This is a genomic window from Acinetobacter sp. T_3_1 (assembly GCF_025377055.1).
GTDB classification, from domain to species: Bacteria; Pseudomonadota; Gammaproteobacteria; order Pseudomonadales; family Moraxellaceae; genus Acinetobacter; species Acinetobacter kookii.
This window is the reverse complement of the sequence record NZ_JACHVD010000002.1, coordinates 437,608-462,910: the sequence shown is the minus strand read 5'-3', so window position 1 is coordinate 462,910 and position 25,303 is coordinate 437,608. Positions and strand designations below refer to the sequence as shown.

Annotated in this window: 28 protein-coding genes, 3 pseudogenes and 1 riboswitch; of the genes and pseudogenes, 19 read left to right on the top strand and 12 right to left on the bottom strand. The window is 41.1% G+C overall.

Translation table 11 applies throughout. From position 1 onward, the window contains the following. Positions 1-75 precede the first annotated feature (75 nt). Positions 76-618 carry a GNAT family N-acetyltransferase gene (locus H4I94_RS04785; protein WP_261181967.1) on the top strand — a complete coding sequence of 181 codons (543 nt, stop codon included), beginning with the start codon at positions 76-78 and terminating at the stop codon, positions 616-618. A gap of 178 nt (positions 619-796) precedes the next feature. Next, a riboswitch (glycine riboswitch) is annotated at positions 797-886 on the top strand. Between the two features lie 148 nt (positions 887-1,034). Further along, positions 1,035-2,279, top strand: a complete 1,245-nt coding sequence (locus tag H4I94_RS04780; RefSeq protein WP_092819693.1) for a D-amino acid dehydrogenase — start codon at positions 1,035-1,037, stop codon at positions 2,277-2,279. Between the two features lie 126 nt (positions 2,280-2,405). On the opposite strand, the gene H4I94_RS04775 is transcribed toward H4I94_RS04780, so the two are convergent. Beyond that, positions 2,406-3,056 carry a hypothetical protein gene (locus H4I94_RS04775; RefSeq protein WP_261181966.1) on the bottom strand — a complete coding sequence of 217 codons (651 nt, stop codon included), beginning with the start codon at positions 3,054-3,056 and terminating at the stop codon, positions 2,406-2,408. A 99-nt stretch (positions 3,057-3,155) separates the two neighbouring features. On the opposite strand from H4I94_RS04775, the gene ispF reads away from it, so the two are divergent. Beyond that, positions 3,156-3,647: a 2-C-methyl-D-erythritol 2,4-cyclodiphosphate synthase gene (gene ispF, locus H4I94_RS04770; protein WP_261181965.1), complete on the top strand. Its 492-nt coding sequence runs from the start codon at positions 3,156-3,158 to the stop codon at positions 3,645-3,647. Here ispF and H4I94_RS04765 read toward each other — a convergent pair. The 3 genes from H4I94_RS04765 to H4I94_RS04755 form a co-directional block, all read right to left on the bottom strand. Next, positions 3,635-4,159: a protein tyrosine phosphatase family protein gene (locus H4I94_RS04765; protein ID WP_092819689.1), complete on the bottom strand. Its 525-nt coding sequence runs from the start codon at positions 4,157-4,159 to the stop codon at positions 3,635-3,637. The two genes, ispF and H4I94_RS04765, sit on opposite strands and share 13 nt — an antisense overlap. Positions 4,160-4,220: 61 nt before the next feature. Then, positions 4,221-5,312, bottom strand: a complete 1,092-nt coding sequence (locus H4I94_RS04760) for a 3-deoxy-7-phosphoheptulonate synthase (RefSeq protein WP_131272825.1) — start codon at positions 5,310-5,312, stop codon at positions 4,221-4,223. Positions 5,313-5,439: 127 nt separating this feature from the next. Continuing rightward, entirely contained in the window at positions 5,440-6,330 is an 891-nt protein-coding gene (locus H4I94_RS04755; RefSeq protein WP_261181964.1) for a sulfite exporter TauE/SafE family protein, read from the bottom strand. 728 nt (positions 6,331-7,058) lie between these two features. Between H4I94_RS04755 and lpxB the strand changes: the two genes are divergently transcribed. Then, complete coding sequence (lpxB, locus tag H4I94_RS04750) at positions 7,059-8,252, top strand: lipid-A-disaccharide synthase (RefSeq protein WP_261181963.1); 1,194 nt, start codon at positions 7,059-7,061, stop codon at positions 8,250-8,252. A 1-nt stretch (position 8,253) separates the two neighbouring features. Here the strand turns inward: lpxB and H4I94_RS04745 are convergent, their stop codons facing one another. Next, positions 8,254-9,177 (bottom strand): cupin domain-containing protein, encoded by a 924-nt coding sequence (locus H4I94_RS04745; protein ID WP_092819685.1) that lies wholly within the window; start codon positions 9,175-9,177, stop codon positions 8,254-8,256. 193 nt (positions 9,178-9,370) lie between these two features. Here H4I94_RS04745 and H4I94_RS04740 point away from each other — a divergent pair, with 193 nt between their 5' ends. The 9 genes and pseudogenes from H4I94_RS04740 (at position 9,371) to H4I94_RS04700 (ending at position 17,457) form a co-directional block, all read left to right on the top strand. Beyond that, positions 9,371-10,585 (top strand): alkane 1-monooxygenase, encoded by a 1,215-nt coding sequence (locus tag H4I94_RS04740; RefSeq protein WP_261181962.1) that lies wholly within the window; start codon positions 9,371-9,373, stop codon positions 10,583-10,585. Between the two features lie 250 nt (positions 10,586-10,835). Further along, the gene (locus H4I94_RS04735; RefSeq protein WP_092819683.1) at positions 10,836-11,300 is read left to right on the top strand and encodes a MarR family winged helix-turn-helix transcriptional regulator; all 465 of its coding nucleotides are present in this window, start codon (positions 10,836-10,838) and stop codon (positions 11,298-11,300) included. A gap of 438 nt (positions 11,301-11,738) precedes the next feature. Further along, positions 11,739-12,206, top strand: coding sequence for a Cys-tRNA(Pro) deacylase (gene ybaK, locus H4I94_RS04730; RefSeq protein ID WP_261181961.1), 468 nt, complete (start codon positions 11,739-11,741; stop codon positions 12,204-12,206). Positions 12,207-12,447: 241 nt separating this feature from the next. Then, positions 12,448-13,666 (top strand): annotated as a pseudogene (locus H4I94_RS04725) (MFS transporter). Between the two features lie 212 nt (positions 13,667-13,878). Next, the gene (locus tag H4I94_RS04720) at positions 13,879-14,508 is read left to right on the top strand and encodes a 2'-5' RNA ligase family protein (RefSeq protein ID WP_409449182.1); all 630 of its coding nucleotides are present in this window, start codon (positions 13,879-13,881) and stop codon (positions 14,506-14,508) included. After that, positions 14,505-15,023: a bifunctional adenosylcobinamide kinase/adenosylcobinamide-phosphate guanylyltransferase gene (gene cobU / locus H4I94_RS04715; RefSeq protein WP_261181959.1), complete on the top strand. Its 519-nt coding sequence runs from the start codon at positions 14,505-14,507 to the stop codon at positions 15,021-15,023. Before H4I94_RS04720 ends, cobU begins: the two co-directional genes overlap by 4 nt. Beyond that, positions 15,023-16,075: a nicotinate-nucleotide--dimethylbenzimidazole phosphoribosyltransferase gene (gene cobT / locus H4I94_RS04710; RefSeq protein ID WP_261181958.1), complete on the top strand. Its 1,053-nt coding sequence runs from the start codon at positions 15,023-15,025 to the stop codon at positions 16,073-16,075. Before cobU ends, cobT begins: the two co-directional genes overlap by 1 nt. A 27-nt stretch (positions 16,076-16,102) precedes the next feature. Next, a complete protein-coding gene (locus tag H4I94_RS04705; protein WP_261181956.1) occupies positions 16,103-16,711 on the top strand; it encodes a histidine phosphatase family protein in 609 nt (202 codons plus the stop codon). Continuing rightward, the gene (locus tag H4I94_RS04700) at positions 16,708-17,457 is read left to right on the top strand and encodes an adenosylcobinamide-GDP ribazoletransferase (RefSeq protein ID WP_261181955.1); all 750 of its coding nucleotides are present in this window, start codon (positions 16,708-16,710) and stop codon (positions 17,455-17,457) included. The genes H4I94_RS04705 and H4I94_RS04700 overlap by 4 nt, the downstream gene beginning before the upstream one ends. Positions 17,458-17,525: 68 nt before the next feature. Here the strand turns inward: H4I94_RS04700 and H4I94_RS04695 are convergent, their stop codons facing one another. Both H4I94_RS04695 and H4I94_RS04690 read right to left on the bottom strand, forming a co-directional pair. Next, complete coding sequence (locus tag H4I94_RS04695) at positions 17,526-18,218, bottom strand: LrgB family protein (RefSeq protein ID WP_261181954.1); 693 nt, start codon at positions 18,216-18,218, stop codon at positions 17,526-17,528. A gap of 1 nt (position 18,219) precedes the next feature. Beyond that, positions 18,220-18,654, bottom strand: a complete 435-nt coding sequence (locus tag H4I94_RS04690) for a CidA/LrgA family protein (RefSeq protein WP_131272812.1) — start codon at positions 18,652-18,654, stop codon at positions 18,220-18,222. 96 nt (positions 18,655-18,750) lie between these two features. Between H4I94_RS04690 and H4I94_RS04685 the strand changes: the two genes are divergently transcribed. Both H4I94_RS04685 and H4I94_RS04680 read left to right on the top strand, forming a co-directional pair. After that, positions 18,751-19,650 carry a LysR family transcriptional regulator gene (locus H4I94_RS04685; RefSeq protein WP_261181952.1) on the top strand — a complete coding sequence of 300 codons (900 nt, stop codon included), beginning with the start codon at positions 18,751-18,753 and terminating at the stop codon, positions 19,648-19,650. Between the two features lie 171 nt (positions 19,651-19,821). Then, positions 19,822-20,304, top strand: coding sequence for a winged helix-turn-helix transcriptional regulator (locus H4I94_RS04680; protein ID WP_261181950.1), 483 nt, complete (start codon positions 19,822-19,824; stop codon positions 20,302-20,304). Between the two features lie 17 nt (positions 20,305-20,321). On the opposite strand, the gene H4I94_RS04675 is transcribed toward H4I94_RS04680, so the two are convergent. From H4I94_RS04675 to tusD, 4 genes are read right to left on the bottom strand one after another with little or no spacing between them, the layout of a single operon-like run. Then, entirely contained in the window at positions 20,322-20,633 is a 312-nt protein-coding gene (locus H4I94_RS04675) for a TusE/DsrC/DsvC family sulfur relay protein (RefSeq protein ID WP_261181996.1), read from the bottom strand. Between the two features lie 13 nt (positions 20,634-20,646). Then, on the bottom strand, positions 20,647-20,931 hold the full coding sequence (locus tag H4I94_RS04670; protein WP_261181949.1) for a DsrH/TusB family sulfur relay protein: 285 nt from the start codon (positions 20,929-20,931) through the stop codon (positions 20,647-20,649). 20 nt (positions 20,932-20,951) lie between these two features. Beyond that, entirely contained in the window at positions 20,952-21,302 is a 351-nt protein-coding gene (locus H4I94_RS04665; protein ID WP_261181948.1) for a hypothetical protein, read from the bottom strand. Positions 21,303-21,345: 43 nt separating this feature from the next. Next, entirely contained in the window at positions 21,346-21,714 is a 369-nt protein-coding gene (tusD, locus tag H4I94_RS04660) for a sulfurtransferase complex subunit TusD (RefSeq protein ID WP_261181946.1), read from the bottom strand. A gap of 264 nt (positions 21,715-21,978) precedes the next feature. Between tusD and H4I94_RS16250 the strand changes: the two are divergent. Beyond that, positions 21,979-22,164 (top strand): annotated as a pseudogene (locus tag H4I94_RS16250) (site-specific integrase); the annotation flags it as partial. A 443-nt stretch (positions 22,165-22,607) separates the two neighbouring features. On the opposite strand, the gene H4I94_RS04655 reads toward H4I94_RS16250, so the two are convergent. After that, the gene (locus tag H4I94_RS04655) at positions 22,608-22,976 is read right to left on the bottom strand and encodes a MerR family transcriptional regulator (protein WP_261181945.1); all 369 of its coding nucleotides are present in this window, start codon (positions 22,974-22,976) and stop codon (positions 22,608-22,610) included. A 101-nt stretch (positions 22,977-23,077) separates the two neighbouring features. Between H4I94_RS04655 and H4I94_RS04650 the strand changes: the two genes are divergently transcribed. The 3 genes and pseudogenes from H4I94_RS04650 to H4I94_RS04640 form a co-directional block, all read left to right on the top strand. Next, positions 23,078-24,154 (top strand): SDR family oxidoreductase, encoded by a 1,077-nt coding sequence (locus H4I94_RS04650; protein ID WP_261181944.1) that lies wholly within the window; start codon positions 23,078-23,080, stop codon positions 24,152-24,154. A gap of 48 nt (positions 24,155-24,202) precedes the next feature. Further along, entirely contained in the window at positions 24,203-24,424 is a 222-nt protein-coding gene (locus tag H4I94_RS04645) for a hypothetical protein (protein WP_261181943.1), read from the top strand. Positions 24,425-25,143: 719 nt separating this feature from the next. Continuing rightward, positions 25,144-25,293 (top strand): annotated as a pseudogene (locus tag H4I94_RS04640) (transglutaminase); the annotation flags it as partial. Positions 25,294-25,303: the final 10 nt, after the last annotated feature.

Genomic DNA, 25,303 nt, shown 5'->3' with positions numbered 1-25,303 from the left:
GTCTGGTTTTTTATTGCTTGATTTTTTAGCTATTATTTATGATCGTTTCTACGAAACAGAAATGTTTAGAAAAAAATGAAAGCATTAAAATATAGATTGGCAAATGCCAATGATATTGAAACGCTTGTTGTATTGATCAATCAGGCTTATCGCACAAATACTGGTCGCAGTTGGACCAATGAGCAGCATATTGTCATTGGAGACAGGATTAATGCCCAGCAGCTAAAGCAAACCTTGGCACAAGAGAATTTTTGTCTATTTATAGCTGAAATGGTCGAGGATTTAGAATCGGTTTTAGTGTCATGTATTGGCTTAACTTTTCTACAGAATAGTGTCGAAATAGGTACTTTTTGTGTAGCTTCAGCTTGGCAAAATCAGGGCATTGGAAAGCAGATGCTAGCCCATGCTGAAAGGAAAGCTTTAGAAATCTTTCCGGCATTCCAACAGTATGAAATGTATGTACTGCATGTAAGAACAGAGCTGATTCAATATTATGAACGCTGTGGCTATTCAAAAACAGCATGTGTTGAGTCTTATCCGATTGGCGCCAATGTAGGGCAGCCCTTGATTGATCTGCAATTACAACAGATGTCAAAACCGGTGCTAAAATTGGGATAGGTGAAACACTCAAAACAGTGCATCTTGTGCATATAAGAGTTTAAGCTGAATCATTAAATGAAATTTTTAAATATAAGTGTTTGAAAATAATATTAATTTTTATTGAAATAACAGTGCTTAACAAATAAATGAATTTAGTGCTCGCGCATGGTATAAAAATTGCTCATATTAATAGAAGCAAATTATTGCAGGAGAGATGTTCTTCTGTGAACACGCCGAAGGAGCAACGACCCCGGAAACTCTCAGGCAAAAGGACTGTAATAATTTCAAAAATCTGGAGAGAAGCATAGCAACATATATGCTCACCGAAGGGGATGGTCGACGTTATGGATAATAACGAGATGATCGAAGCTCTCAGGTAAAAATGACAGATGGGGCGCATAGAAATGTAAATCTACATTTCCAAGGAGTGTGCTATGTGTCATATCGTTGTGATTGGATCCGGCATTACTGGTGTTACTACTGCCTACGAACTCGCCAATTTAGGTTATAAAGTCACGGTTCTGGATAAGCATTTGTATCCTGCCATGGAAACTTCATTTGCCAATGGCGGACAACTTTCCGCGTGTAATGCGGAAGTGTGGAATCAAAAAGCCACCGTACTGAAAGGTATCAAGTGGATGGCGAATAAAAATGCACCCTTATTACTCAACCCATCTTTCGATTTGCATAAATATGGCTGGTTGATGGAATTCGTGGGCAATATCAAACATTATGAAGCCAATACCCGCGATACCGTTAAAATGGCACTTTTAGCGCGTGAGCATTTATTTGCTGTTGCTGAAAAAGAACATATTCAGTTTGATCTGGAGAAACGCGGCATTCTGCATTTTTACCACAGCAAGCTGGATTATGAGATCGCCACCAAAGTAAATGATTTATTGACCACCGGAGGGCTGGAAAGAATAGCGGTTACTCCTGCAGACATCAAAGCCATCGAGCCAAGCCTGAAAGGTGAATATTACGGCGGTTTTTATTGTCCAGGGGATGCGACAGGTGATATTCATAAATTTACCAAAGGTCTGGCTGAAGCCTCTGAAAAGTATGGGGTGAAATACCTGTTTGGGATGGAAGTCACCGATGTAAAACATCATAAAAAAGGTGTCACTGTGCTTTACCATGCCAGTAATGAAAATATGCATTTGGATGCAGCTGTGGTGGAATCCTTAGAAGCCGATGCTGTGGTGGTGTGTGGCGGTGTGGGAAGCTATCATTTGGCAAATTTACTGGGTGATCGGGTCAATGTCTATCCTGTGAAAGGCTATTCGATTACGCTGCATCTGAATGATGAAGAAAGTGTCAGAAATGCGCCGTGGGTCAGTTTGCTGGATGAAAGTGCAAAGATTGTGACTTCACGTTTAGGTGCAGATCGTCTGCGTGTAGCCGGAACGGCAGAATTTAATGGTTATAACCGGGATATCCGTGCCGACCGTATTCAACCGCTAACAGATTGGGTGAATAAAAACTTTAATATTACCACTGAAAATGTCGTCCCTTGGGCAGGTTTACGTCCGATGATGCCCAACATGATGCCGATGGTCAGTCGCGGTCGCCGTGAACGGGTTTTTTATAATACCGGACATGGCCATTTGGGCTGGACTTTGTCTGCAGCGACAGCAGTGATGATTAGTCAGCAAGTCGCGTCGCAGCATCCTGTTTGAGATATTGTGATAGATGAACTCTAAAGTATAAAAATCACTTGGTGATGTAGTTAGAATAATTTTAAGATTTGAATAAAAAACAGAGGACTAATCACCTCTGTTTTTTATGCACTAAATTCAATCTTTTTAATCATAAAGCCGGTATATACCTGCAAAACGTTCACAGCCTTTTTGCTCTGTTTTTACAGATAAAATCGCCTTGTTAAAGTCGAAATGGTATTTGCAATCATGTTCGTTATCGACAATCTCACTTTTCTGGTCAGCCGTGGTATAGGCTAGAAAGGGGATCGTTTGTGTTTCCAGTTTATTGTTTGGATTACGGTAGGCGATGCCTTCAATTTTAATTTTATCTTTGGTGAGTTGGTGTACCTGTAAATGTACAGGCTGAGTGGCGAATTGACCATTTTCAAATTTTAAATAATGATTGGTCAGGCTCTGGTTTAATGAGGTATAAAAATTCAGATCTTCAATGCGTATTTCAAATTGCTGTTTATAACAGTCCAGATTTTTACAGAGTTGTAAACGTTTAAACCATAAATGATGGGTATCTTCCAGTAAGCGAACCGGTGCATCGCTGACCAAAAAGGCGGTGATATAGTGGTTACTCAGTTTTTCTCGCGATTCCGCAAAATTATCAGCGCAAATTTTTTTCATTGAGGCTGTATCAGGCCGTGTACAGTCAATGTCTTGAGCATATGCCATGGTTGAGCACAAACAGCCAATACTGAATAATGTGCCTAATGTTTTAATGAGATTAATATCGGTATTCACCAGCATGATCGCTTATAATTTCACTATGTTGCGCTGCTGTAACTATAGCGAAATAGAAAGCGTGAATACAACATCTCAATTATTTATTTCTTAAGGATGCTTAACGTGGTCGCACAAATTCGAATTGGTCAGGGAATGGATGTACATGCCTTTGAAAAAGGGGATTTTGTTACTTTGGCTGGGGTCAATATTCCGCATACGCATGGCTTAAAAGCACATTCGGATGGTGATGTGATATTGCATGCACTCTGTGATGCCTTGTTGGGTGCTTTAGCTTTGGGCGATATTGGACAGCATTTTCCCGATACCGATGCAAAATTTAAGGGAGCAGACAGCCGGGTATTGCTAAAACATGTTTACCAGCTGATTCTAGACCGTGGCTATGTATTGAATAACGCAGATATTACCGTGGCTTGTGAGCGGCCAAAGCTGGCCAAACATAATCTGGAAATGCGCCAAAGTATTGCAGACGTTCTGGATGTAGAAGTGACCCAGATTAGTGTAAAGGCAACGACTACCGAAAAACTGGGGTTTACTGGACGTCAGGAAGGAATTCTATCGATGGCAACAGTACTGATTTCCCATCAGGCAAAATGATCTGGTTGGCTCAATGACTGTTGTAACTCCTGGGTAGCTTTACGACCTTGCAGTTGTAGGGCTACTGCATGGATTAAACCGGTCCAGGTTTCATTCGGTTCCCAAATACTGTGCATTAACTCCTGTGCCGTAGGCATGTCCATATCCATATAATATTGACGATATAAATACATCAGGCTGCTGACATGATGGTTGGTTGCACAGTGAACCCAAACCATCTGTTCCTGTACTAAATGATTGAGCAGGTCCAGTACCAGTAAACACTGGTCATCAGAAGGCGTTTCTGCTGAAATGGGCAGCTTAATATAATTTAAGCCTAAACCTAAACAAATCTTATCTTCATGGTCTAGATGCGGCTCGGCATCAGACAATGCCAGATTTACAATGGTCGTAATTCCATATTCTTTAATCAGCTTGAGCTGTTCCGCCGTAGGCTGAGCAGAAGTGAATAGATGCTCGTGAATAAACTGGAAATTTTCAATATGGCTAAGGGCATTTTCAATTTCATTCATAAGAAAAAATTCCAAAGGTTAAAGTAGAAACGCCATCTGTTCAGATGGCGTTTTAAATCTCTTAGCGATTTGGTAAAACGTCTTTCAATGCTTCATGCATATCGAGCAGGGCTTTTTCAGTGGTTTCCCAATCGATACAGCCGTCAGTCACTGATTTTCCATATTCCAGATCATCCAGATTGTCAGGAATATCCTGACGACCACCTTTCAGATGACTTTCCACCATAATGCCGACAATGGACTTGTTGCCATCCTGAATCTGTTCAGTGATGTTTTTCAATACCAGTGGTTGCAGGTACGGATCTTTGTTGGAGTTGGCGTGGCTGGCATCAATCATGATCTTGTTGCTGACTTTGGCTTTGGCCAAGGCATTTTCAGCTTCTGCAACAGAACCTGCATCGTAATTCGGCTTGCCATTACCACCACGCAGTACCACATGTGCATACGGGTTCCCGCTGGTACGAATCACCGATACCTGACCTTGGTCATTCAGGCCAAGGAAACTATGGCCATGTTTAACCGACTGCATGGCATTGGTTGCTACGGTTAAGCCGCCATCGGTACCGTTTTTAAAGCCTACCGGAGAAGATAAACCTGAAGACATTTCACGGTGCGTCTGGCTTTCAGTGGTACGTGCCCCAATCGCTGACCATGAAATCAGGTCTTGATAATATTGTGGTGAGTTTGGATCGAGTGCTTCAGTGGCACATGGCAATCCTTTTTCATTCAGTTCAACCAAAAGCTGACGACCAATACGAAGACCTTTTTCAATATTGAAAGAGTCATTCATGTCAGGGTCATTAATCAGACCTTTCCAGCCTACTGTGGTACGCGGTTTTTCGAAATAAACGCGCATGACAATATAAAGGCTGTCTTTGACTTTTTCGCTTAAAACTTTGAGACGATCGGCATATTCGTGCGCAGCGACAGTATCATGAATTGAGCAAGGACCAATAACGACAAATAAGCGTTTGTCTTTACCATCCAGGATATTGCGAATAGTTTCACGGCCTTTAAGGACGGTTTGATAGGCATGCTCAGTCAGAGGTAACTCTTTTTTTAATTCAGCTGGAGTCACAAGAGGCTGAATGCTTTGTACATTCACGTCGTCGATGTCAGATTGTGTAATAGGTTTTGACTGTAGTGTATTCATTGCCGTCACTGGTTCGATCATACAAAAGTTTATTTCATAACCCGAATATAACACGAATATACGTTCACAATGTTATAAAAAAGATCAATATATAGGTCAAAAAAAAGTGATGAATCGTATAGTTAAATTAAACAAGCGCCGATTTTTCAACAATGATCACTTGCGCCGTAGCCGGTTTTGCAACAGGTTTTGCCTTGACCGGGTGCAGCATGAAATTCATGCCTAATGCAAATAGGGTAATACCCAGAATCTTACGGATAATTTTCTCAGGCAGACGAGAACTGATTAAAGTACCCACCACAATTGCAGGAATGGAACCGACCAATAACCAGCCAAGCAAGTGTAAATCGACATTACCGGAACTCATGTGTCCAAGACCTGCAACCAAAGTCAACAATACAGCATGCACAACATCGGAACCGATAATACGGATCATCGGTAAATTGGGAAACATCAGCACCAGTGCCATAATACCGAATGCACCAGCACCGACTGAAGATAAGGTAACGAATATACCCAATACAATGCCCATAATCACGATATAAGCACGTTTGTCTTTGGCTTGCAGATTGACCTTTTCCAGATCCTGGGTCATATCCAAAAGGACATCTTTACGCAGCTTGTTAAAGAAGCGTTCAATATGACCGCGGAACACGATAGAAACACCGGTCAGGGTCAACATAAAGCCCAGGACCATGGTCAAGACAGCTTTGTAGCTACTTGATTGGCTGAGATAGTTTTCTAGTACCCAATGCGTTGCAAATGAGGCAGGAATACTGCCTACAGCAAGCCAGATTACAATTGGCCAGACAATATTCATTTTTTTTGCATGAACCAGAGACCCGCAGAATTTTGAAATTGCGGCATACAGCAAGTCGGTGCCAATGGCTATGTGCGGCTCGATTCGAAACAGGCTAATCAGGATGGGAGTCATTAAAGAACCGCCACCTACACCTGTAATTCCCACGCAGAAACCGACCAAAACACCCGCTAAAATAAATTCCAATGGACCAAACATGGTTATATGCCAAATATCAAAAAACGTGCATATGTTATGACTTTTCCATATAAGTCGTTGTCTTGATTATTGATTTGCTTATTCTAAAAAGAGATAAAGCAGGATGGATATTTCTTCTTTTACCTTATTCGGTGCGTTTAGGCTTTTGTATCAATAAGAGTATTAAACATAGAAAATTCAGCAGGATATGAATTCTTTAAATATAAAACGAAATAATAAAAATTGATTATATGGCAGTTTAATTTAGACGATATCTGGGCGACTGTTATGGGATGCTATTTTCATAAAAAGTTTCGATCGCCTTTTTTATAGTGGAACTGTTCATATAGGTAAAATTTGCAGTCTATTTTTTCATGAAATATCCATGAAGCGATTTGCCTTTAAAACCAGAACTGGTGGCTGCTGTAGCGTTATGGTTTTAAGTTAAGCGGGAACCCTATATTGAGACAAAGGATAAGAATGAAGAACTGAACATTAATGCAGAATATCAGGCTGAAAATAAAATATTTGTTTGCCTAATGTTTGTTTGCCCATCGCCACCGTGTCTAAAAAAATTGTAAAACCTGCTGTTGAAGCCAAGTATGTATCGAACGCAAATTTTTCCCCTACACGGCAATTAAATTGATTGCGTTGCTATCGTTTAAAGAGATTAATGCTTAGTCATGTAAAGCCAAAGGACTATGCTAAAATATTGAACTATTCAGCCGAAGGATGTATGGGGAACGCACTTGCAAAATAGAAAACTAAAAATTGGGATGGTGGTTGGTGAGGTTTCAGGCGATACCCTGGGCGCTAAGCTGATCCGTAGTTTTCGTGAGCAAGGCATAGATGCCGAATTTGAAGGCATCGGTGGTCCGCAGATGATTGCTGAAGGTTTCAAAAGCTATTATCCGATGGATATTTTGTCTGTTATGGGCATTGTAGAAGTTTTAAAAGATCTTAAAAAACTTTTTGCAGTGCGTGATGGCTTGCTTGAAATCTGGAGCAAAGAACCGGTGGATGTCTTTGTCGGTATTGATGCGCCAGACTTTAATTTAAGGTTATCTAAAAGCCTGAAACAGAAAAATCTGCCTATCAAAACCGTGCAATATGTCAGTCCTTCGGTGTGGGCATGGCGTCAGGGGCGGGTACATGGCATTAAAGCCAGTATTGATCTGGTGCTGTGTTTATTTCCTTTTGAAAAAACCTTTTATAAAAAATTTGATGTGCCGGCAGCCTTTGTCGGGCATCCATTGGCCAGTCAGTTGCCTTTACAGAATCCACTGATTGAAGCCAAGCAGGAGCTGGGCTTGAATGTGGAACATAAACATATTGCACTGTTACCAGGTAGCCGCCGTGGTGAAATTGAAAGATTGGGTCCATTGGTACTTGATGCAGCCGAAATCGTGAGTCAAAAGCACCCTGAATATGTGTTTCTGATTCCTGCAATTAACGATGCACGCAAACAGCAGATTGAAGCATTGCTGCAACAATATCCTGCTGGTTTGGTGGCTAAAGTCTGTTTGCTGGAAAATACCGATACGGAATCGAAAATTGGCCGTCAGGTGATGAATGCGTCCAATATTGTGGCCTTGGCTTCGGGAACGGCAACACTGGAAGCCATGCTGTTACATCGCCCGATGGTGACTTTCTATAAACTGAACTGGCTGACCTATCATCTGGTCAAGTTCCTGATCAAGATTCCATATTATTCCTTGCCGAATATTATTGCGGGCAAAAAAGTCATTCGGGAATTAATTCAGCATGATGCGACACCAGAAAATTTGGCTACCGAAATTGAAAAACTGATGAATGTTGAAACCGCACAAATCCAGGCCATGCAGCACATCACCATGCACAAGCAGTTACTTTCAGGAAATAGTGAAGATCCAGTTCAGGCGATTCTAAATATTTTGAATGCAGGTACAGCTGACCAGGCATAACTTAATGGAACTGCTGGCGATATTGACTCGGGGTTAAATCAAACAGGCGTTTAAAGGTCTGGCTAAAGGCCGTTTCGGAAGAATAGCCGACCCGATGGGCAATCTGCTGTATGGATAATTGTCCTTCACGTAAATGCTGCGATGCCAAACGGAAACGGTATTGCTGTAGATAAGCCAGTGGGGTTTCACCGACTATGCTGCTAAACAAGGTGGCGAACTTGGAGCGGGACATGCAGCATTGTTCAGCCAGACTTTCTACCGTCCAGGCCTGTTCCGGTTTGCCGTGAATCGCAGCTAAAGCATTGGCCAGTTCGGTATGGGAAAGTGCCCGTAGCCAGTTATTGGAATCGCTTAACTGGGCAATATAATCGCGTACGCATTCAATAAACAGAATACTGACCAGATGATCGAGAATTTTGTCGCGGCCCGGTTGAATTTGATAGGCTTCTACGGCCAAAAAATGTAATCCGATTTGTAGCCATTCAGGGGCGGTACTGCCGGTAATATGCTGAATATGGATGTAGTCGGGCAGGGCATTCAGTAAAGGACGTGCCATAATGGTATCAATATGACAACGGATGGCCAGAATCAGTGCAGGTTCACCACTGGAACTGCCAAATTCGATGGTTTCTTGCCTTCTTTTATCAAAAAAATCATTAATATTCAGTGCCTCAAGCAAATTTTCCTTATTATCACTGCGGCAAATATGGCTTTGTCCTGAAGGGATCAGGATTAAATCTCCTGCTTCTAGCTGCAACAATTTTTGTGATTCAAACTGGATGTTGAGGGTGCCCACCAGAACCACATAGCCAATCATGGCATCCTGCTCCTGATATGCATAGGCCCAGTGACCTTGCGGTTTTAAATAAATGTATTCCGATTTATTCAGATGAATATCGTCAAAAATTTTGCTTAAGGCATCCATGTCTTATCGTTCTGTCATCATCTAATAAAAATTATAAAAAAGCCTTGATTGATATCCGCATGTGTTTTCAGGTCAAATATTGGCTAGATATGCCAAGGACGTTTGCATAGTTTTTTTGGACGTTTACAACTGTTCTTGATGACCTATTTCTAGAAATATAACGGTAGAACAAAAAATAGGGAAGATCGCTAACATGAATGCATCAGTAAATTTAAATCAAGCCAAAGTTCAGACCCTGTCCAATGTTTCAGGTTTAGCCCTCGATAAAAAACGCTACTGGTGGCTGCTGAGTCCCGGTTTACCGGTGATCGGCATGGGAATTCTGGCGGGCTACCGGTTTGGTCCTAAAGCCACGAAAAAAATCTTTGCTTTAGGGGGACCCTTATTGCTGCATGTGATTATTCCAACTGTTGATGCTATTGTGGGCAATGATAGTAATAATCCCGGCGATGAAGAAATCAAGTCACTGGTAGCAGACCCTTATTATGACCGCATTGTAAAATTGTTTGTTCCCTTGCAGATGGCGGCGAACCTATTTGCCGGTTATGTGGTAAGCCGTAAAGAAACTTCTTTTATCGACCAGATCCTGCTGGGTATTTCCATGGGTGCGATTAACGGTGTGGGTGTGAATACCGCACATGAGCTGTCGCACCGACCGCATAAAAAGGATCATTATCTTGCCCATGCGACATTAACACCGCTGTTTTATAATCACTTTCGTGTTGAACATCCGTATGGACACCATAAACGTGCGGCCACGCCTGAAGACCCAGCCTCTTCGAAAATGGGTGAAACTTTCTATGAGTTTTGGCCAAGAACGGTATTTGGTGGAATTAAATCCTCCATTGAAATTGAGAAAAACCGTTTGAAACGTAAAGGCTTATCTTTCTTTAGCAAGGAAAATGAATTGTTTCAAGGCTGGGCCATGAGTGCCGCTTTCCATGCCAGCATGCTGAAGCTGTTTGGTAAAGACGTGATTCCTTATTTGGCCACGCAGGCATTTTATGGAATCAGTTTGTTTGAAATTATTAACTATATTGAACATTACGGTTTAATGCGCGATAAAAAGGAAGATGGGACTTATACACGGACCATGCCTGAGCATAGCTGGAACAATAACAATATTACGACCAACCTATTTTTGTACCAGTTGCAGCGTCATTCCGATCATCATGCCTATCCGACACGTCCATTTCAGGCTTTACGTCACTTTAATGAAGCACCTGAATTGCCGAGTGGTTATGCTACCATGTTATTGCCGGCTTTAATTCCATCGCTCTGGTTCAAAATGATGGATAAACGCGTTTTCGACCACTATAAGGGCGATTTAAATAAAGCCAATATTCATCCAAAACGCCGTGCCAAGATATTCAAGAAGTTTGGATTGTCACTACAAAATGAAGAGTGATTAAAATAGTAGTGCAATGAAAAACATCATGAAAAAGCCCAGTTGTTGAATTAGGGCTTTTTTATTTTATAAGAATTCTGTTGGACAACATTAAATATTTTTGTAGACTTTTTAATCAATTTATAAGAATATAAATGCTTCAAATAAGCAATAAAAATAATTTAATATATTGCTAAAAAAACGACTTTAAAACAGACTTAAGAAATTTAAAATTATTTTAATTAAAACAATAGATTAGGGGTTTTTGACCATGACAAGTAAGTACAGTAAATTTTTTTCCGCAGCATCTGAATTTAATTTAGATAATTTTCCATACTACTGGATTACTCAAGTACATTCTCAATATGTGCAGAATGTGGATCATGCATTAAAAAAATACGGTTTAGACAATTCTCGTCGGCGTATCTTGTTAGCTTTAAAATCAAAGCCCAATGCGAGTGTATCCGACTTATCGGATATGTTGATTTTCAAGATGTCGACGACGACCAAAATTATTTACCGTTTAAAAGATGAAGGCTTGGTAGATACTTATTGTTGTGAAGAGGATGCGCGAATTACCCGTGTCGTTTTAACTCATATGGGCGAGCAAATGGTGGAAAAAATTAACGATCTGAGTCATATCGTTTTAGATCAGTCTTTTGAAGGTTTGACGCCGCTGCAAATTGAAAAAATGTTGGACAGCCTTAAACTTATTTTCAGAAATTTGGCTCATTAATTTTAATCTTATCAATTTAATATCATCAAGAAAGCGTGGATGTCGTATCCACGCTTTCTATTTCTTGTCGGCTTTTCTTTTTTAAATTAAACATCATCCTTTGAAGCACTTGAATCTAAGCCTAAGCATCTCGCTATAGCAGATTAGGTGAGGAAAAATCCGTTCTTCCAGTAAAAGAGGGTAAATATCAAGTATCACAATAACAGCTTGTAAAAAATGCTGGGTTTGCTTGAAAGTGGAATAGGTATAGCAGCAGGCATTTGTTTAGGTTTTAGCCGTATCCATCATCTGACTTTTAACATATACATTCTGAGAAAAATTTCAATTTTCATAAACTGATGAAGTTTAAGCACAAATTTAAAATAGCCTAAGCATGCTAAACATTCACTTTTAAAAAGCCTATAATTTATTTAACCTGTTTTTAATATTATCGAAAAAATGACCCCTGCTTGCAAAGTTTTAAAATCCAATAAAATTGAATTCTCTATCCACGAATATGAACACGATGCCAATGCCAAAAGTTTTGGTCTGGAAGCAGCCGAAAAACTCGGTTTGAGTGTTGAAGAAGTTTTTAAAACGCTGTTGGTGACGGATGACAAGAACTATTTTGTCGCGGTATTACCGGTAAATCACCAATTGAATTTAAAGAAAGTCGCGGCAGCAGTCGGCTGTAAAAAACTGCAAATGGCCGATCCGAAAAATGCGGAACGCTTGACTGGCTATTTGGTCGGAGGAATTAGCCCGGTTGGACAGAAGAAACGCTTAAAAACAGTGATCGATGCTACGGCACAAGACTTGCCAAAAATATATGTCAGCGGTGGAAAAAGAGGCCTGGATATTGGTCTGAAACCGCAAGATTTAGCGCAGGTTTTGGGTGCACAGTTTGCAGATGTGCTAGATTTCTAAAATATCAAATGAAGTGATTCTGATTAGCCCTAAAGAAATTTAGGGTTTTTTTGTGCATGTTTTAGCAATTGGCGGTACTGACAAAGCCTAGCAAGATACGATTAAATAGGGTTTGGCTGTACCCGCAGAATATATGGCCATAGCTATTGTATACAAGACTCAATTACAGCCTGAAAATGGATTATGGGCTGCCTCGAATCGCTTGTAAATGTAGACCTATATTAGGAATTAAAAATAAACAATGGATAAAAATAACAAAATCTTCATTGCAGCAAGTCTGGCCAATGGGTCAAGTTTTTCAATGATTTTACCTTTGCTGGCACCTCTGGTTCGCCAACTAAAGCTGTCAGAACTGCAAGGCGGTGCCATGGTATCGGGTGGGGCCTTACTGATGGCGATTGCGGCAATTTATATTTCTAAAAATCAAAATAAATTTTCGATATACCAGTTGCTTAGTCTTGTCTTTATGGGCATGACCATGACCTGGGGCATTTTTACTGTCGTGCTGTTTTATGGCCTGTGGGTTCAGGTCTCGTTAATCAGTCTGTTTGGCTTGCTCATGGCGGAGCGTGCAGGAACAGGGAGATTTATGGCTATGCCGCAAATTGCGCTACAAACCTATGTGATGACCCGTTATACCAATGAACAGCAACGCAGCCAGACCATGTCAACATTTGGTGCCTTAAATAGTGTAGGGGTAATCGTCGGGCCTTTTTTAACAACTTTACTATTGGCATGGGGCATCTTGGCGCCTTTATGGGCTGCGATTATCATTTTAAGCTTGTTTAGTCTGGTGATTGTGTTTGGATATGAGCGAAACAGCTCATTGCAATCTTCAAAGCAGGCCCCTGAGCTTTGGAAACCCGTCGCGATTTGGACTTTTCCATGCAGCAATGTTTTGTCTGGCTGCTGCTTGGTTTTAGTCTCTATTTGGCAATTGTGACAGTGAATCTGACGGCTGGTTTTTATATACAGGATCATTTTCACATGAGCATTGCACAAAGTGCCGTGTACTTTTCCCAGTGTTCTTTAATTGTCGGTATTGCCTTAGTGATTATCAAAGCCTGATTTCTAAGTATCTGCAATGGTCCGTTTATCGCCTGTTATGGGTGGGCCTGCTGTGCATGACCGCAGGACTGCTCATTTCTGTACTGACCGAGCATATCCGTATTTTTCAGTACAGTTATATTCTTTATGGAATTGCAGTGGCATGCCTAATTCCTGCTTTTACCACCGGAGCGGCACAAAATGCACCGAAAACCCTGCAAGCCAAGGTTGCCAGCTGGTGTACTGCAACCCAAGCCTTAAGTTTTGTTTTAGGCCCGATAGTGAGCACCGGCCTGTATCAGTGGCATAAAAGTTATCCCTATTATTTTTTGCTGTGCTTAATGCTGGGTTTAATGATCTATTTTTCAATGCAAGTATTGCTGCAGGAAAAGAAAAATATCATTGAATCATGAGAATATAACAGATGGCTAAAAATTTATCGGGCTGATCTCGAAGAGAGGAATATATAGGGCTATTGGTCTGTAAAAAATAGCCGTTCGCAGTAGAAGGTGCTGAAAGAGCTGAATAAATTTCAGCACAGGCTGAATATTGTTAAACCAATACTTTAATCAATTGCATCAAATTCATGGTTAAATAACGTAATTGAATTTAATGTGAATTTTACGTGTTTCTGAAACCCTCTATGCCGGTCGTGCCTACGCTTGCACAGGACTATCCTGAGTGGCATAAAGGGCGCACGGATTATTCACTCTGGTATCTGGAAATACAGCAGCCCGAATTGCTGCATTATTTACATCATCTTCGTCAGCACTTTTCCGACTTGCTGTACGCGCCAAATACGCGCCAGTTTCATATCACCTTATTTATTTGCGGATTTTTGACTGCCCACCCACAGGTTTGGGATGACGATTTTAGCCATCAGCAATTACAGCAGCAGATTGAAATTTTAAGGCCGCAACAAAGATCTTCATTTAAACTGAAGTCCGGACGCTTAAATAGTTTTGAAAGTGCACTTTTTATTGAAATTGAGGATATTGAAGGAAGCCTGGCCGAGATCCGTCAACAGTTATATGCCTGTTCAGAAGAGGTTGCACCCTTACAATATTGTCCGCATATCACTTTGGGTTTATATAAAGATACTATCAATAGTGATGCAGTTTTTGAGCGCATGCAACATATTTCACAGCAGCAATTTGAATTTCAGAACCGGCAATTAACATTTGGAACCTATCATGCACAAACGTTGCAGGGGCCATTAACACCGTACCATCAATTTATTTTGGGTGATGCATGATCCAACTCATTTTAGGCGGCGCCCGTTCTGGCAAAAGTCGTCTGGCAGAACAAACTGCCCAAGATTCAGGCCTGGCTGTAACTTACATTGCAACGGCCCAGGCTTTAGACACAGAAATGCAGCAGCGAATTGCCCATCATCAGATGCAGCGTCCTGCCGATTGGCAGCTGATAGAAGAACCTTACTTACTGGCAGAACGATTGCAGAAAATTGATGCACCGAATCAGCTAATTTTAGTCGATTGCCTGACCCTATGGATGAGCAATCTATTGATGCATGAAGATAAAACTCTGCAAGCCACCGAATGTCAAAAATTACTCGATGTGCTGCCAGGCTTACAATCACAAATCATTCTGGTAAGCAATGAAACCGGATTGGGCGTCGTTCCCATGGGTGAGATCAGCCGCAAGTTTGTAGATGAATCCGGACGGTTGCATCAGCAGTTGGGGCAGATTGCCGATAACGTGATGTTTTGCGTCGCAGGTTTCCCAATGATTTTAAAAGGAGAGAAATAATGAACTGGTGGTTAGATGCGTGTAAAACGCCAAGTGCAGAAGCCAGACTACAGGCTGCAGAGCGTCAATTACAGCTCACCAAACCGACCGGTTCACTTTCCGAACTGGAAAATGTTGCGATTCAACTGGCCAGTTTGCAAAACACTCCGCGCCCGAACATTGATAAACCGTGGATTACTATTTTTGCCGGTGACCATGGGGTGATGGAAGAAAACATTTCCGCCTATCCGCAAGCGGTAACCCGGCAGATGTTGCAAAATTTTACCGGTGGTGGTGCGTGCATTAGCGTGATTGCCAAAGAATACAATGCCAAACTGCAAGTCATTGACTGTGGTTCTGTCGGAGATGCCTATGAATATGCAGGAGTAGAACGACATTGTATTATGCCGGGTACTGCCAACTTCGCTAAACAACCGGCCATGACCGAAGCGCAATGTGCTGAAGCCATGCTGCTGGGGGCAAAAAGTGTAGAGCAAGCCGTTGCGTCTGGGGCTTCTGTTTATGTGGCTGGGGAAATGGGCATTGGCAATACCTGTTCTGCTTCAGCCGTTGCCTGTTTCTTGCTGAATGAGCCTGCCGAGCAATTGACCGGCGTGGGTACCGGCATTCGTGAAGAACAGCTCAATCACAAAAAAAATGTCATTAACCAGGCGATAGCATTGCACAAAGAATATGTAGGCGATGATGCATTTAAAGCCTTGTGCGCCGTGGGTGGCCTGGAAGTGGCTGCAATGGTCGGTGCTTATATTCGCTGCGCACAGCTGGGTTTGCCTATGGTGGTCGATGGCTTTATTACTACGGCATCTGCATTGGTAGCCGTACGCTTAAATCCGGCCGTACGTGAATGGATGCTGTTTGGTCACCAATCGGCTGAATATGGGCATCAGCGTTTATTGCAGGAACTGAATGCCAATCCGTTGCTGAAGCTGAATTTACGCCTGGGAGAAGGCAGTGGTGCCGGTGCGGCTTTAGGAATCATCAAGTTAGCCTGCATTCTGCATAACAACATGGCGACTTTTGCTGAAGCTGCCGTGACGGGTGAAAAAGTTTAATCTGCCTGGATTTAAAGGTGATTTAAGATGTACAGGATTGATCTACTGCGTCATGGTGAAACCGAGCTGAGCCATACTTTGCGTGGCTCGACTGATGATGCCCTGACGGATTCAGGCTGGCAGAAAATGCGCCACACGGTAGATCAGTTCTTAAAAAATAATTCACCTAACCCCTGGGATATTGTGTTTAGTTCGCCTTTGCAGCGCTGCGCTTTATTTGCAGATGAAATTGCCAGCAATTTAAGGCTTGAACTTATACTGGATCGAAATTTACAGGAAATGCATTTTGGCGATTGGGAAGGGGTTTCTACGCAAGAGATCTATGAAAAGCAGCCAGAGGTATTGGCGCAGTTCTGGGAAACACCGACGCAATTTAGTCCGCCAAATGCAGAAACCATGCAGCAGTTTCAGCAGCGTATTTTAAATGCAATGCGACAGATTCAAGGTTCCATGCAACAAAACAAGTTTGCACATGCAATGGTGGTCACGCATGGCGGGGTGATTAAACTGTTAAAATGTCTGGCTTTAAAACAGCCACTGGACAATATTTTAAAAATGTCTGCTGAACTTGGGCAATTCAATCATTTTATTCTGCATGATGATTTAAGCATTGAATATGTGGAGCAATCAGCATGACGCCATTTTTTATTGCGCTGCAATTTTTAACCACATTTCCGGTTCAATTAAAACAGATGCCGAGCAAACAGCAAAATGCTCAATCTTTGCTGTTTTATCCTGTAATTGGACTGATAATTGGACTGATTTTATTTGCACTTGCCCATCTTTTACAGGCGATTCCCGTCATTTTATTGAGCAGCTTAATTTTAGTACTGTGGATCTGGTTGACAGGCGGGTTGCATCTGGATGGCCTGGCAGATACGGCCGATGCCTGGGTTGGCGGATTTGGTGATGCTGAACGTACTTTAAGCATTATGAAAGATCCAAGCTGCGGACCCATTGGCGTGCTCAGCTTGATTATTCTGTGCCTGCTGAAATGGTCTGCGCTATATGTATTATTGCAAGAGCACTTATATTCAGCCTTGATTTTATTTCCGCTATTGGGTCGTTTAGCTCCGTTATTTTTATTTTTAACCACTCCTTATGTGCGCCAAAAAGGTTTAGGCACTTCAATTGCAGAATTTATTCCGAAAACTGCCGCCCTTATTGTATGTGCATTATGTTTGCTTGCATCGGTATATTGGGGATGGGCTGGCATCATGAGTGCCATAGTGATGACAGCTAGCCTGCTGTATTTAAGACACAAATTTATCCAGCGCATTGGCGGTATTACCGGGGATACGGTAGGGGCAAGTATTGAAATTTGCGAGGCGGTGAGTCTTTTGGGCTTCGTTGTAGCGATTTTTTATTTAACTATCACATGATTTTAAAATGGGAAGTGAGCAGCCTGATCAGCTCAACAGCATCACTTCCACATTATAGGCATGTTCACTTATAAATAAGTGACGACCATGGAAACAATTGCGGGTCCCAGCAGCACCATAAACACGCCTGAAAGCACCATGGTCAAGCATGCGACCACGCCTTCCTCACGATGACGCATAAACGCTTTACTGGCCCCAAACCCATGCGCTGCATTACCAAAAGATGCACCCTGGGCAAAACGTGAATTAAGTTTAAGTGCCAGTAGAAGCAGATCGCCCATCGCTACGCCGGCAATTCCGGTAATCATGGTGAATAAAATCACCAGTTCAACCGAACCGCCTATATGGGAAGTAAGTTCCATGGCAAAGGGTGTAGAAATGGAACGGGCCATTAAACTGTAAGATGTGGCCTGGTCAAAATGAAATACTCTTGCCAGATAAAATGCGCTGATCACACCGACAATCATGCCCACCACAATGCCTAAACCAATTGACAATGCATGTGCCTTAATCACTTGACGATATTCATAAATCGGAATAGCAAAGGCAATGGTCGCAGGTCCCAACATCCAGATCAGCCACTGATTTTCCAGCATATAGGTGTCGTAGGAAATATTGAAGGCCAGCATCAATATCATCAGGATAAAGGGCACAAAAATACCCGGTGCTAATAGCATATAGGGATATTTTTTATGCAGTTTTTTAGCCAGTACATAACAGATGAGTGTCCCGATAAAACATATAAACGCAGTCAGGTTCATGTTATTTCCCCTGTTCTAACAGGTGTCGGGATTGTGATTTATGCTTTAAACGGGCTTCCAGTTTAAAGCCGAAATATACGCTATAGGCGGTAGCCAGCATCACGCAGAAAGTGCCGATGACCACCGATAAAATCAGTTGCCAGCCTTGAGTTAAAAGCAGGTCTTTATATTTAATGATGCCAACCACACAGGGAATAAATAACAGCACCAGTTCACCGAGAATAAAATCTGAACCGGTTTTAATCCATTGCAGTTTAAACAGGCCGCTCAGCAAAGCCATGAACACCAGTAACAGGCCAATAACCCCAGCAGAAACCGGTAAATCAAGCGCTTGTTGAATGAGTGAGGAAAGCCACCAGATGAGGATCAGCAGACTAAGCTGTAGCACAACCTGGGCAATATAAATTGGTTTAGAAGATCGTGAGGAAGTAGACATAATCAGCAAATATAAAAACTTGAAGTTATTTTAAATTTGACCCTGTACTCATATTATGAATAATAAAAAAAAGATTATGCTTAAATGGAATAATAGGTGGATATCAAAAGTCTGACCATGTTCGTTAAAATTGTGCAATTGCAAAGTTTTACCCGAACTGCTGAGGAGATGTGCCTGACCCAACCCACCATCAGTAAGGCCATACATCACCTGGAACAGGAAATTGGGGTGGCTTTATTTCATAAGGGAGATGCCGGGCGTAAGCGTGAGGTTGCCTTAACCTATACCGGTGAACAGGTGTATCAGCATGCTTTGGTCATACTGGAACAGCAACAGCGTATTTTTGAAACCGTGGCTAAAATCCGCCAGCTCAAACAGGGCAAATTAACCTTGGGTTTACCGCCATTAGGTTCAGTTTTACTGAGTAGTTTAATTGCCAAGTTTCACAAGCAATATCCACATATCGAATTAAGTTTTCTGGAAGTCGGTGCTGCTGCAATTGAAGAGGCCATTTTGGCGAAAAAAGTCGATGTGGGCATTTTACTGGGGCATTTAAAACCTGTGCTGAGCGGTATCCCGATTATGGATTCGCCCTTATGTTTGCTTTCTCGAAAAGAAACCCAGTGGAAGAGCCGGCAAACCGTAAAATTGATTGAATTAAAAGAAGAGTCTTTTTTACTTTATGATGATTCCTTCAGTTTAAACAATGTGATTATTCAGGCAGCGAATTATGTCGGTTTTGAACCGCATGTGGTCTGCAAAAGTAGCCAATGGGACTTTATTGCCAAAATGGTCGAATCGGATGTCGGGATTGCATTATTACCCAAAATTTATTGTGAACAGCTAAATCAGAAAAAATATAACATCAGCCTGCTGGAAAGCCCTCATCTGAACTGGACGCTGAGCATGGCCTGGAATACCACTGTTGCCATGAATCCAGCTACGCGGGCATGGTTAAAAATTATTGAAGAAAATCAGGATGAAATTCATTTTTAAACAAGATTTTAAACAAGATGTTTGGTAAGTAAAAGGCACTAAAAATATGCTCTGGCTACAGGTTAAATCTGGAAATTTGAACTAAACTTTATGCAGATTCAGATTACATGTCTTTTCATCTTTACAGGAATACGGTAACTTTTCTGAGCTAACTTTTGTTGATGATTTTTTATGAAATGGGATGAGATTGGAACGCAACCATGTTCAATTGCCAGAACCTTATCGGTGATTGGTGATCGCTGGACATTATTAATTTTGCGCAATGCCTTTTTGGGCACGCGCCGTTTTGAATCCTTTCAACAAGATTTAGGCATCACCCGGCATGTATTGTCGGAACGTTTAAAGCGTCTGGTCGAACATGGCATATTGAAAAAAATGCCCTATGTAGAGCGTCAAGAACGCTACGAATATCATCTTACTGAAAAAGGTTTGGCGCTTTATCCAATTTTAATGTCTATGGCGCATTGGGCAGATCAGTGGATGAATGAAGGTTTAGGACAGCCCATGCAATATATGCATAAAAGCTGTGGTCATAAAATTACCCCGCGACTGGTGTGTTCCGAATGTCATGAAACCCTACATGCCAAGCAGGTTAAAGCTGAATTGACGCAAGATTATTACGACTATCTGGAACGACACAAAATATCGTCCTGAATCTTGAGCTTCAGAACTTATAGGCAATTCGGCGGTTTCGGAATACCGGCCAGACGGCTTAAATGGCGTGCCACCAGACCGGTATTAAATTGCTCTTGCAAAATGGCATTATTAATCTCGGCACTGACAGTTTTCATCAGGAATTTGATCAGCGGGCGTGTTGCCGGTGAATGCCCAAACTGTTGGTAAAACTGGCGTACCGCATGCAAAACCTCAAAATGCCATGCTGTAAGTTGCAGCTCCAGAGTATTGGCTAATTCTTGAGCCACGGCTTCATTCCAAATGGTGTAATCGACGAGGTGACCATCTTGATCGAGTTCTAAATTCATCATTAATCTCAAATTAGTTCAAGCGAATACAGCGGCTATGGTCCAGGCAGAGATCTGCAAATTCTGCATAAGAAATCATCTTTAAATTTTCGGTGGTTTGTCCTGCCAGAATTTCCGCATCGGTGTCCAGTACATAGACCTTGTTCAATGCTTGCAGAAAAGGATGCTGCAGTTGCAAGACCGATTCACCCATCATCACAACCGTATCTTCAGGGCTGTAAAGCTGTTGCAATTTGCTCAAAACATTCGGGGTTGCTGAAAAAGTACTTTGCACCAAATATAAGCTTTTATTCGACATAATCAGTTTACTCTTCAACTTTACCAGTACAGCACAAAATCAAAATTTTGGATGAAATCAGGATTTAACTCAACAAATTCAATCTCCTGTTGAGCATTGGCTACAAAGTGTGAATGTTGATGTCTGTTTTCGACCAAAATCGGGCTAAGGTCATAAAATTCAAAGCTATCGACCATATTGGATGCCACTTTAAAGGCATGTTTAAGCTGCTCGAATTGCAATTCGGCATTGAGTAAACTTAAGGCGGCATCTTGCAGTAAAACTTTCACTTCACAGCCAAAAGTTGCCAGTACCATGGTGGCAGACAAGCTTTCATGCACCTGCAGATTGGCCAGATTGGCTTGGGTCAAAATAACGAGTACAGATTTCACACAATTTGCCTTTTATAAACCACAAATATCAAAAAATATCGCCTTAGAATTGAATCAGACGTTGTGTGGATTGCACTGCATCGGCAAGTTCACCCAGACCAACCAGTTCAAAGCCTTGCGCAAGATTGTGTTGGCTAATTTGATGTCGTTTGGCATTTTCCTCATCGCTAATGCCACGCGCCAAAGCAGCACTCACACATACCGGTAAGCGAATTGCCAGTTTTTGCCATTCTTCAGTCAGGTTACGCTGATCGTCTGGAACCCATTGCAAGGCATTCGCTACAGCGACACCGTCCTGATAAAAAAACACGCGAAATGCCCGGTTTTTAGCGTGCAAGGCCTGAGCCAGACCCAAGGCATGCCAGGCATAGATCGAGGTCGGAGCGGAGGTAATTAGTAATAAGGTACTCATCGAAATTCACTTGAAGAATGCCCAATCCAATATTGATGCATCCAAACTTCATAAGAAAAGGGTAGTATACAATGATTTTATGTTGTATCTAAAGAATTCAGCATCGGATGTTAAAATTATTTTAAAAATAATCATTTAAAAACAATGTGTTATTATGGTGAGTAAAAATTAAAAGTCATAAAACCTGGTTTTTATCTGCACGAAATTCCCTGTATTTCCTTTGACTATATTATCTATAGAATAAAAGCCAATCTGCACCAAAAAATGAAACTTCCAAAACCCATACAATGTGGGGCAGGTTGGCGTATCACGGTCACTTCTGAAAACAAACGATACTCAGTAACCAGAAATACAGCAAAAGAATGTGAGCACTGGGCATCAATCAAGCGACTAGAACTTAAAACAGATAAGGCTAATCTTGAGCAGGGAATTAAGCCAGCATATCCATTTTTTGGTCGTGTAGTCTGGTGCTGTCCAATCTAATCAATAAAGTTTAATGAGGCTCTGAACAGAGCCAGTGAAGTGACCATTCGTAAAGAGCGTCGAAATAGAGACTTAATTATAAGACAGCCTTAAATAGCCTACCCGCATCGGAATAGGTTTGATTTTGTCCGTGTTTATCTTTTACTTGTACCTACCATTGAGTATTGGCATCAAACCAGATCGAGAGATAGATTTTAGGTGTAGGCTTATTCATTTGAGAATTATATTGCTGAATAAGCCCTTAGCGATAGATTTGTGCAACACAGCCGTTCTCAAGTAGGCGCTTACAGGGGCTATTTTGTATCACATCGATTATGTCAGTTTTGAGCGTGTAAATTATTTTGTGTAAGTTTCATTTTTATAAGTTCCATTTTTATAAATGATCTTTTAATTAATCATCAAAGTGAATTTTAAGTCACATCACAGCCTTTTTTGAATGGGCAAGGTTCTCTCTCCATCAGGTTTTCCAGCATCGTCTGCATCTGCTGCAATTGCTCAATCTTCTTCCGAACTGTATTGAGCTTATCCTGCAGAATTGCTTGAAACTGTTCGGCAGGAATTTCACTTTCATTCGCCAAATGGATAATCTGCCTAATCTCAGCAAGAGTAAATCCCAGATTTTTCGCAACCTGTATTAGCTGCAGCTGCTGCAGCGTTTGTTCAGGATAATCCTTATAGCCGTTATTGCGAACCAGAGGGTGGATCAGCTGCATTTTTTCATAAAAACGGATGGTATCCCGGCTCATATTCATCTGTTGTGATAATTCACCAATCAGCATGTGTAAAGTCCCTTTAGGATTAATTTTTTAAAAACTGCTTGACCATAGAGTGTACTCCATACTTTAGCTTAAGTATGAACAATTCGACTGATTACACATTTATGCACACTTCAAATCAGACAGCCCTCGTAGTAGGCGCAACAGGATTTATCGGTAAATTTCTCATAGCACGCCTGCTTAGAGATAATGTTCAGGTATTTTCCTTATGCCGTAATATCGATCAGCAGGCCCCACAGCTTCAGCAATGGCTGACACAGCAGGGCATTGTACATCAACAGTTAAATTTCATTCAGGGCGATATTACCCTGCCCAATTTAGGGCTGTCTAAGCAGGACTGGCTACAGCTCAAAACGGTCAATTATCTTTATAACACCAGCGCCTTATTTGCATGGCACTTAACGATGCAGCAGGCTAAGGCAGTCAATGTTGATGGACTGGAACGATTGCTGGCCTGTGTCAGCAGGCATTGCCAATTAGAAAGGGCAGTACATCTGTCAGGCTATATGCTGACTTTGGATGCGCACTTACAGGCAGCGGGTATTTATCGCGAGAATATTGGGCAGACTGATTGGCCACAGGTCTATGCCAGATTGGGGGCGTATGAAGCGTCTAAAATACAAGGGCATTTCACTTGGATTAAACATGCCAATCAGCATAATATCCCATGGACAGTTATCCACCCAGCCACTGTTATTGGTGATGAAACAACCGGAGAAATTCCATCTCATCAACCGATTGCACATCTAATACGGCAAGTGAAACAAGGAAAAATGACGGCTATTCCTGGAACGCGGCAGCACTCGTTGCCTTTAGTTTCGGTGACGATGTTGGTTGAGGCTATAATTTATGCTGCCCAAGATCCATGTACGCATCAGCAGGAAATTCTCGTGGCCAATCCGGAACAAGTTTTCTTTCCGGAATTGATTCAGATGATTGCACAGCATCTGCAGGTCAAGGCGCCGCGCCACTTTATTTCACTAAAATTACTTCAGTCGATTTTAAAATGGCAATGGTTAGCGCGAAAACTGGATATGTCTACGGAAATGCTGAATTTCCTTAGAACCGAGCAGCTGGATTTAGAACGGTTTATCACATTGAATCAACATTGGAATATTCCAAATACCGATATCAAAAGCAAAATAGCAAAGACAGCGGCATGGGTTAGCCGCCCATCCTGAAAAAGAACAAGTCCTTAAGTGAGCCGTTAAGAAGGCATCTTAACCAATATGAAATACCTTCCTCTTGCTTATTTAGATTTTTTAACATCAGTTTGTTTGAATTCATCATTACTGTTTTGGGAATTTTCAGTCTTTATATTTGTGGATTCAGTTGGAAAATCCAGATTGTGGAGAATGGGCATTGCCAATGCTGAAACAGATGTAAAGGGAGATAGTATTATTAAGATTGCGAGAAAATTGCGTTTTGAACCGAACATAATATTGCCTTAAAAATAAAATAAAGAATATTTAATCTAACTGATTAAATAGTTATTTGATTTAATAGAGAATATTATGATTTGAATATCACCAAAACTTGGTATTTTATATCATGTAGAGTAGTGCTTATGTCTAATAGGAAATATATTGACATCAATTCTGAAACTAGATTAATAAGGATGAATAATCTGCATTGGTGTTATTAAAGCCCTCAATTGAGGGCTTTTATATTAAAAAATTGGTTCAGAATTTTGCATAAACAGAGCGCCATTTGGTGCTTTATTTAGTGAAGGACTTTTATATCTTTCACATCGTAAATTTGAAAATTCCTATTTTTATCAGTCACTAGACACATAGATTTTAAACAGATGTTGGTGAGGAACAGTTTTTCCTTGATATCTCGACCTTTGACTTCAACCAAAGGATAACCTCTACTGGAATAGGTTTTCTTTTCAATTGAAATTAAAGCTGAATTGAAGTCACTCCTAGCTTTAGTTTTTCCATCCTTCATAAACTTTACCCAATATTTAATACATTAATAATACCTGGCAATAGCAAAAGTAAAATTGAGTAATGAATGAAAAATGAGAAATCAAAAGATGGCTATGTGTGTCTAGAATTTTGGTGGTTATTCACTATAAATTAATTCATTGAGAATATTATAAAAGTTTATTGACCTTGGTCTAACTCCATAGTTTTAAATAAAGATAATTAAAATGAGAGAGAACATTATGGAAGAATTATTGAAAGAAACCCCTATATTAAACTATAGCCATTTTTTAATAAAAAATTTAATAGAGCAAAGAAAATGGAATGAGTTAAGTGATGTAGAAAAAGTTAAAAAAATTTATAACTTTGTTCGGGACGAGATTAAGTTCGGCTAGGCTTTGT

Bases quoted from the DNA above. Each gene is read 5' to 3' on its own strand.
- H4I94_RS04785 (WP_261181967.1), top strand. From the start codon at position 76: ATGAAAGCATTAAAATATAGATTGGCAAATGCCAATGATATTGAAACG.
- H4I94_RS04780 (WP_092819693.1), top strand. From the start codon at position 1,035: ATGTGTCATATCGTTGTGATTGGATCCGGCATTACTGGTGTTACTACT.
- H4I94_RS04775 (WP_261181966.1), bottom strand. From the start codon at position 3,056: ATGCTGGTGAATACCGATATTAATCTCATTAAAACATTAGGCACATTA.
- H4I94_RS04765 (WP_092819689.1), bottom strand. From the start codon at position 4,159: ATGAATGAAATTGAAAATGCCCTTAGCCATATTGAAAATTTCCAGTTT.
- H4I94_RS04760 (WP_131272825.1), bottom strand. From the start codon at position 5,312: ATGAATACACTACAGTCAAAACCTATTACACAATCTGACATCGACGAC.
- H4I94_RS04755 (WP_261181964.1), bottom strand. From the start codon at position 6,330: ATGTTTGGTCCATTGGAATTTATTTTAGCGGGTGTTTTGGTCGGTTTC.
- H4I94_RS04745 (WP_092819685.1), bottom strand. From the start codon at position 9,177: ATGGATGCCTTAAGCAAAATTTTTGACGATATTCATCTGAATAAATCG.
- H4I94_RS04740 (WP_261181962.1), top strand. From the start codon at position 9,371: ATGAATGCATCAGTAAATTTAAATCAAGCCAAAGTTCAGACCCTGTCC.
- H4I94_RS04735 (WP_092819683.1), top strand. From the start codon at position 10,836: ATGACAAGTAAGTACAGTAAATTTTTTTCCGCAGCATCTGAATTTAAT.
- ybaK (WP_261181961.1), top strand. From the start codon at position 11,739: ATGACCCCTGCTTGCAAAGTTTTAAAATCCAATAAAATTGAATTCTCT.
- cobU (WP_261181959.1), top strand. From the start codon at position 14,505: ATGATCCAACTCATTTTAGGCGGCGCCCGTTCTGGCAAAAGTCGTCTG.
- cobT (WP_261181958.1), top strand. From the start codon at position 15,023: ATGAACTGGTGGTTAGATGCGTGTAAAACGCCAAGTGCAGAAGCCAGA.
- H4I94_RS04705 (WP_261181956.1), top strand. From the start codon at position 16,103: ATGTACAGGATTGATCTACTGCGTCATGGTGAAACCGAGCTGAGCCAT.
- H4I94_RS04700 (WP_261181955.1), top strand. From the start codon at position 16,708: ATGACGCCATTTTTTATTGCGCTGCAATTTTTAACCACATTTCCGGTT.
- H4I94_RS04695 (WP_261181954.1), bottom strand. From the start codon at position 18,218: ATGAACCTGACTGCGTTTATATGTTTTATCGGGACACTCATCTGTTAT.
- H4I94_RS04690 (WP_131272812.1), bottom strand. From the start codon at position 18,654: ATGTCTACTTCCTCACGATCTTCTAAACCAATTTATATTGCCCAGGTT.
- H4I94_RS04680 (WP_261181950.1), top strand. From the start codon at position 19,822: ATGAAATGGGATGAGATTGGAACGCAACCATGTTCAATTGCCAGAACC.
- H4I94_RS04675 (WP_261181996.1), bottom strand. From the start codon at position 20,633: ATGAATTTAGAACTCGATCAAGATGGTCACCTCGTCGATTACACCATT.
- H4I94_RS04670 (WP_261181949.1), bottom strand. From the start codon at position 20,931: ATGTCGAATAAAAGCTTATATTTGGTGCAAAGTACTTTTTCAGCAACC.
- tusD (WP_261181946.1), bottom strand. From the start codon at position 21,714: ATGAGTACCTTATTACTAATTACCTCCGCTCCGACCTCGATCTATGCC.
- H4I94_RS04655 (WP_261181945.1), bottom strand. From the start codon at position 22,976: ATGCTGATTGGTGAATTATCACAACAGATGAATATGAGCCGGGATACC.
- H4I94_RS04650 (WP_261181944.1), top strand. From the start codon at position 23,078: ATGCACACTTCAAATCAGACAGCCCTCGTAGTAGGCGCAACAGGATTT.
- H4I94_RS04645 (WP_261181943.1), top strand. From the start codon at position 24,203: ATGAAATACCTTCCTCTTGCTTATTTAGATTTTTTAACATCAGTTTGT.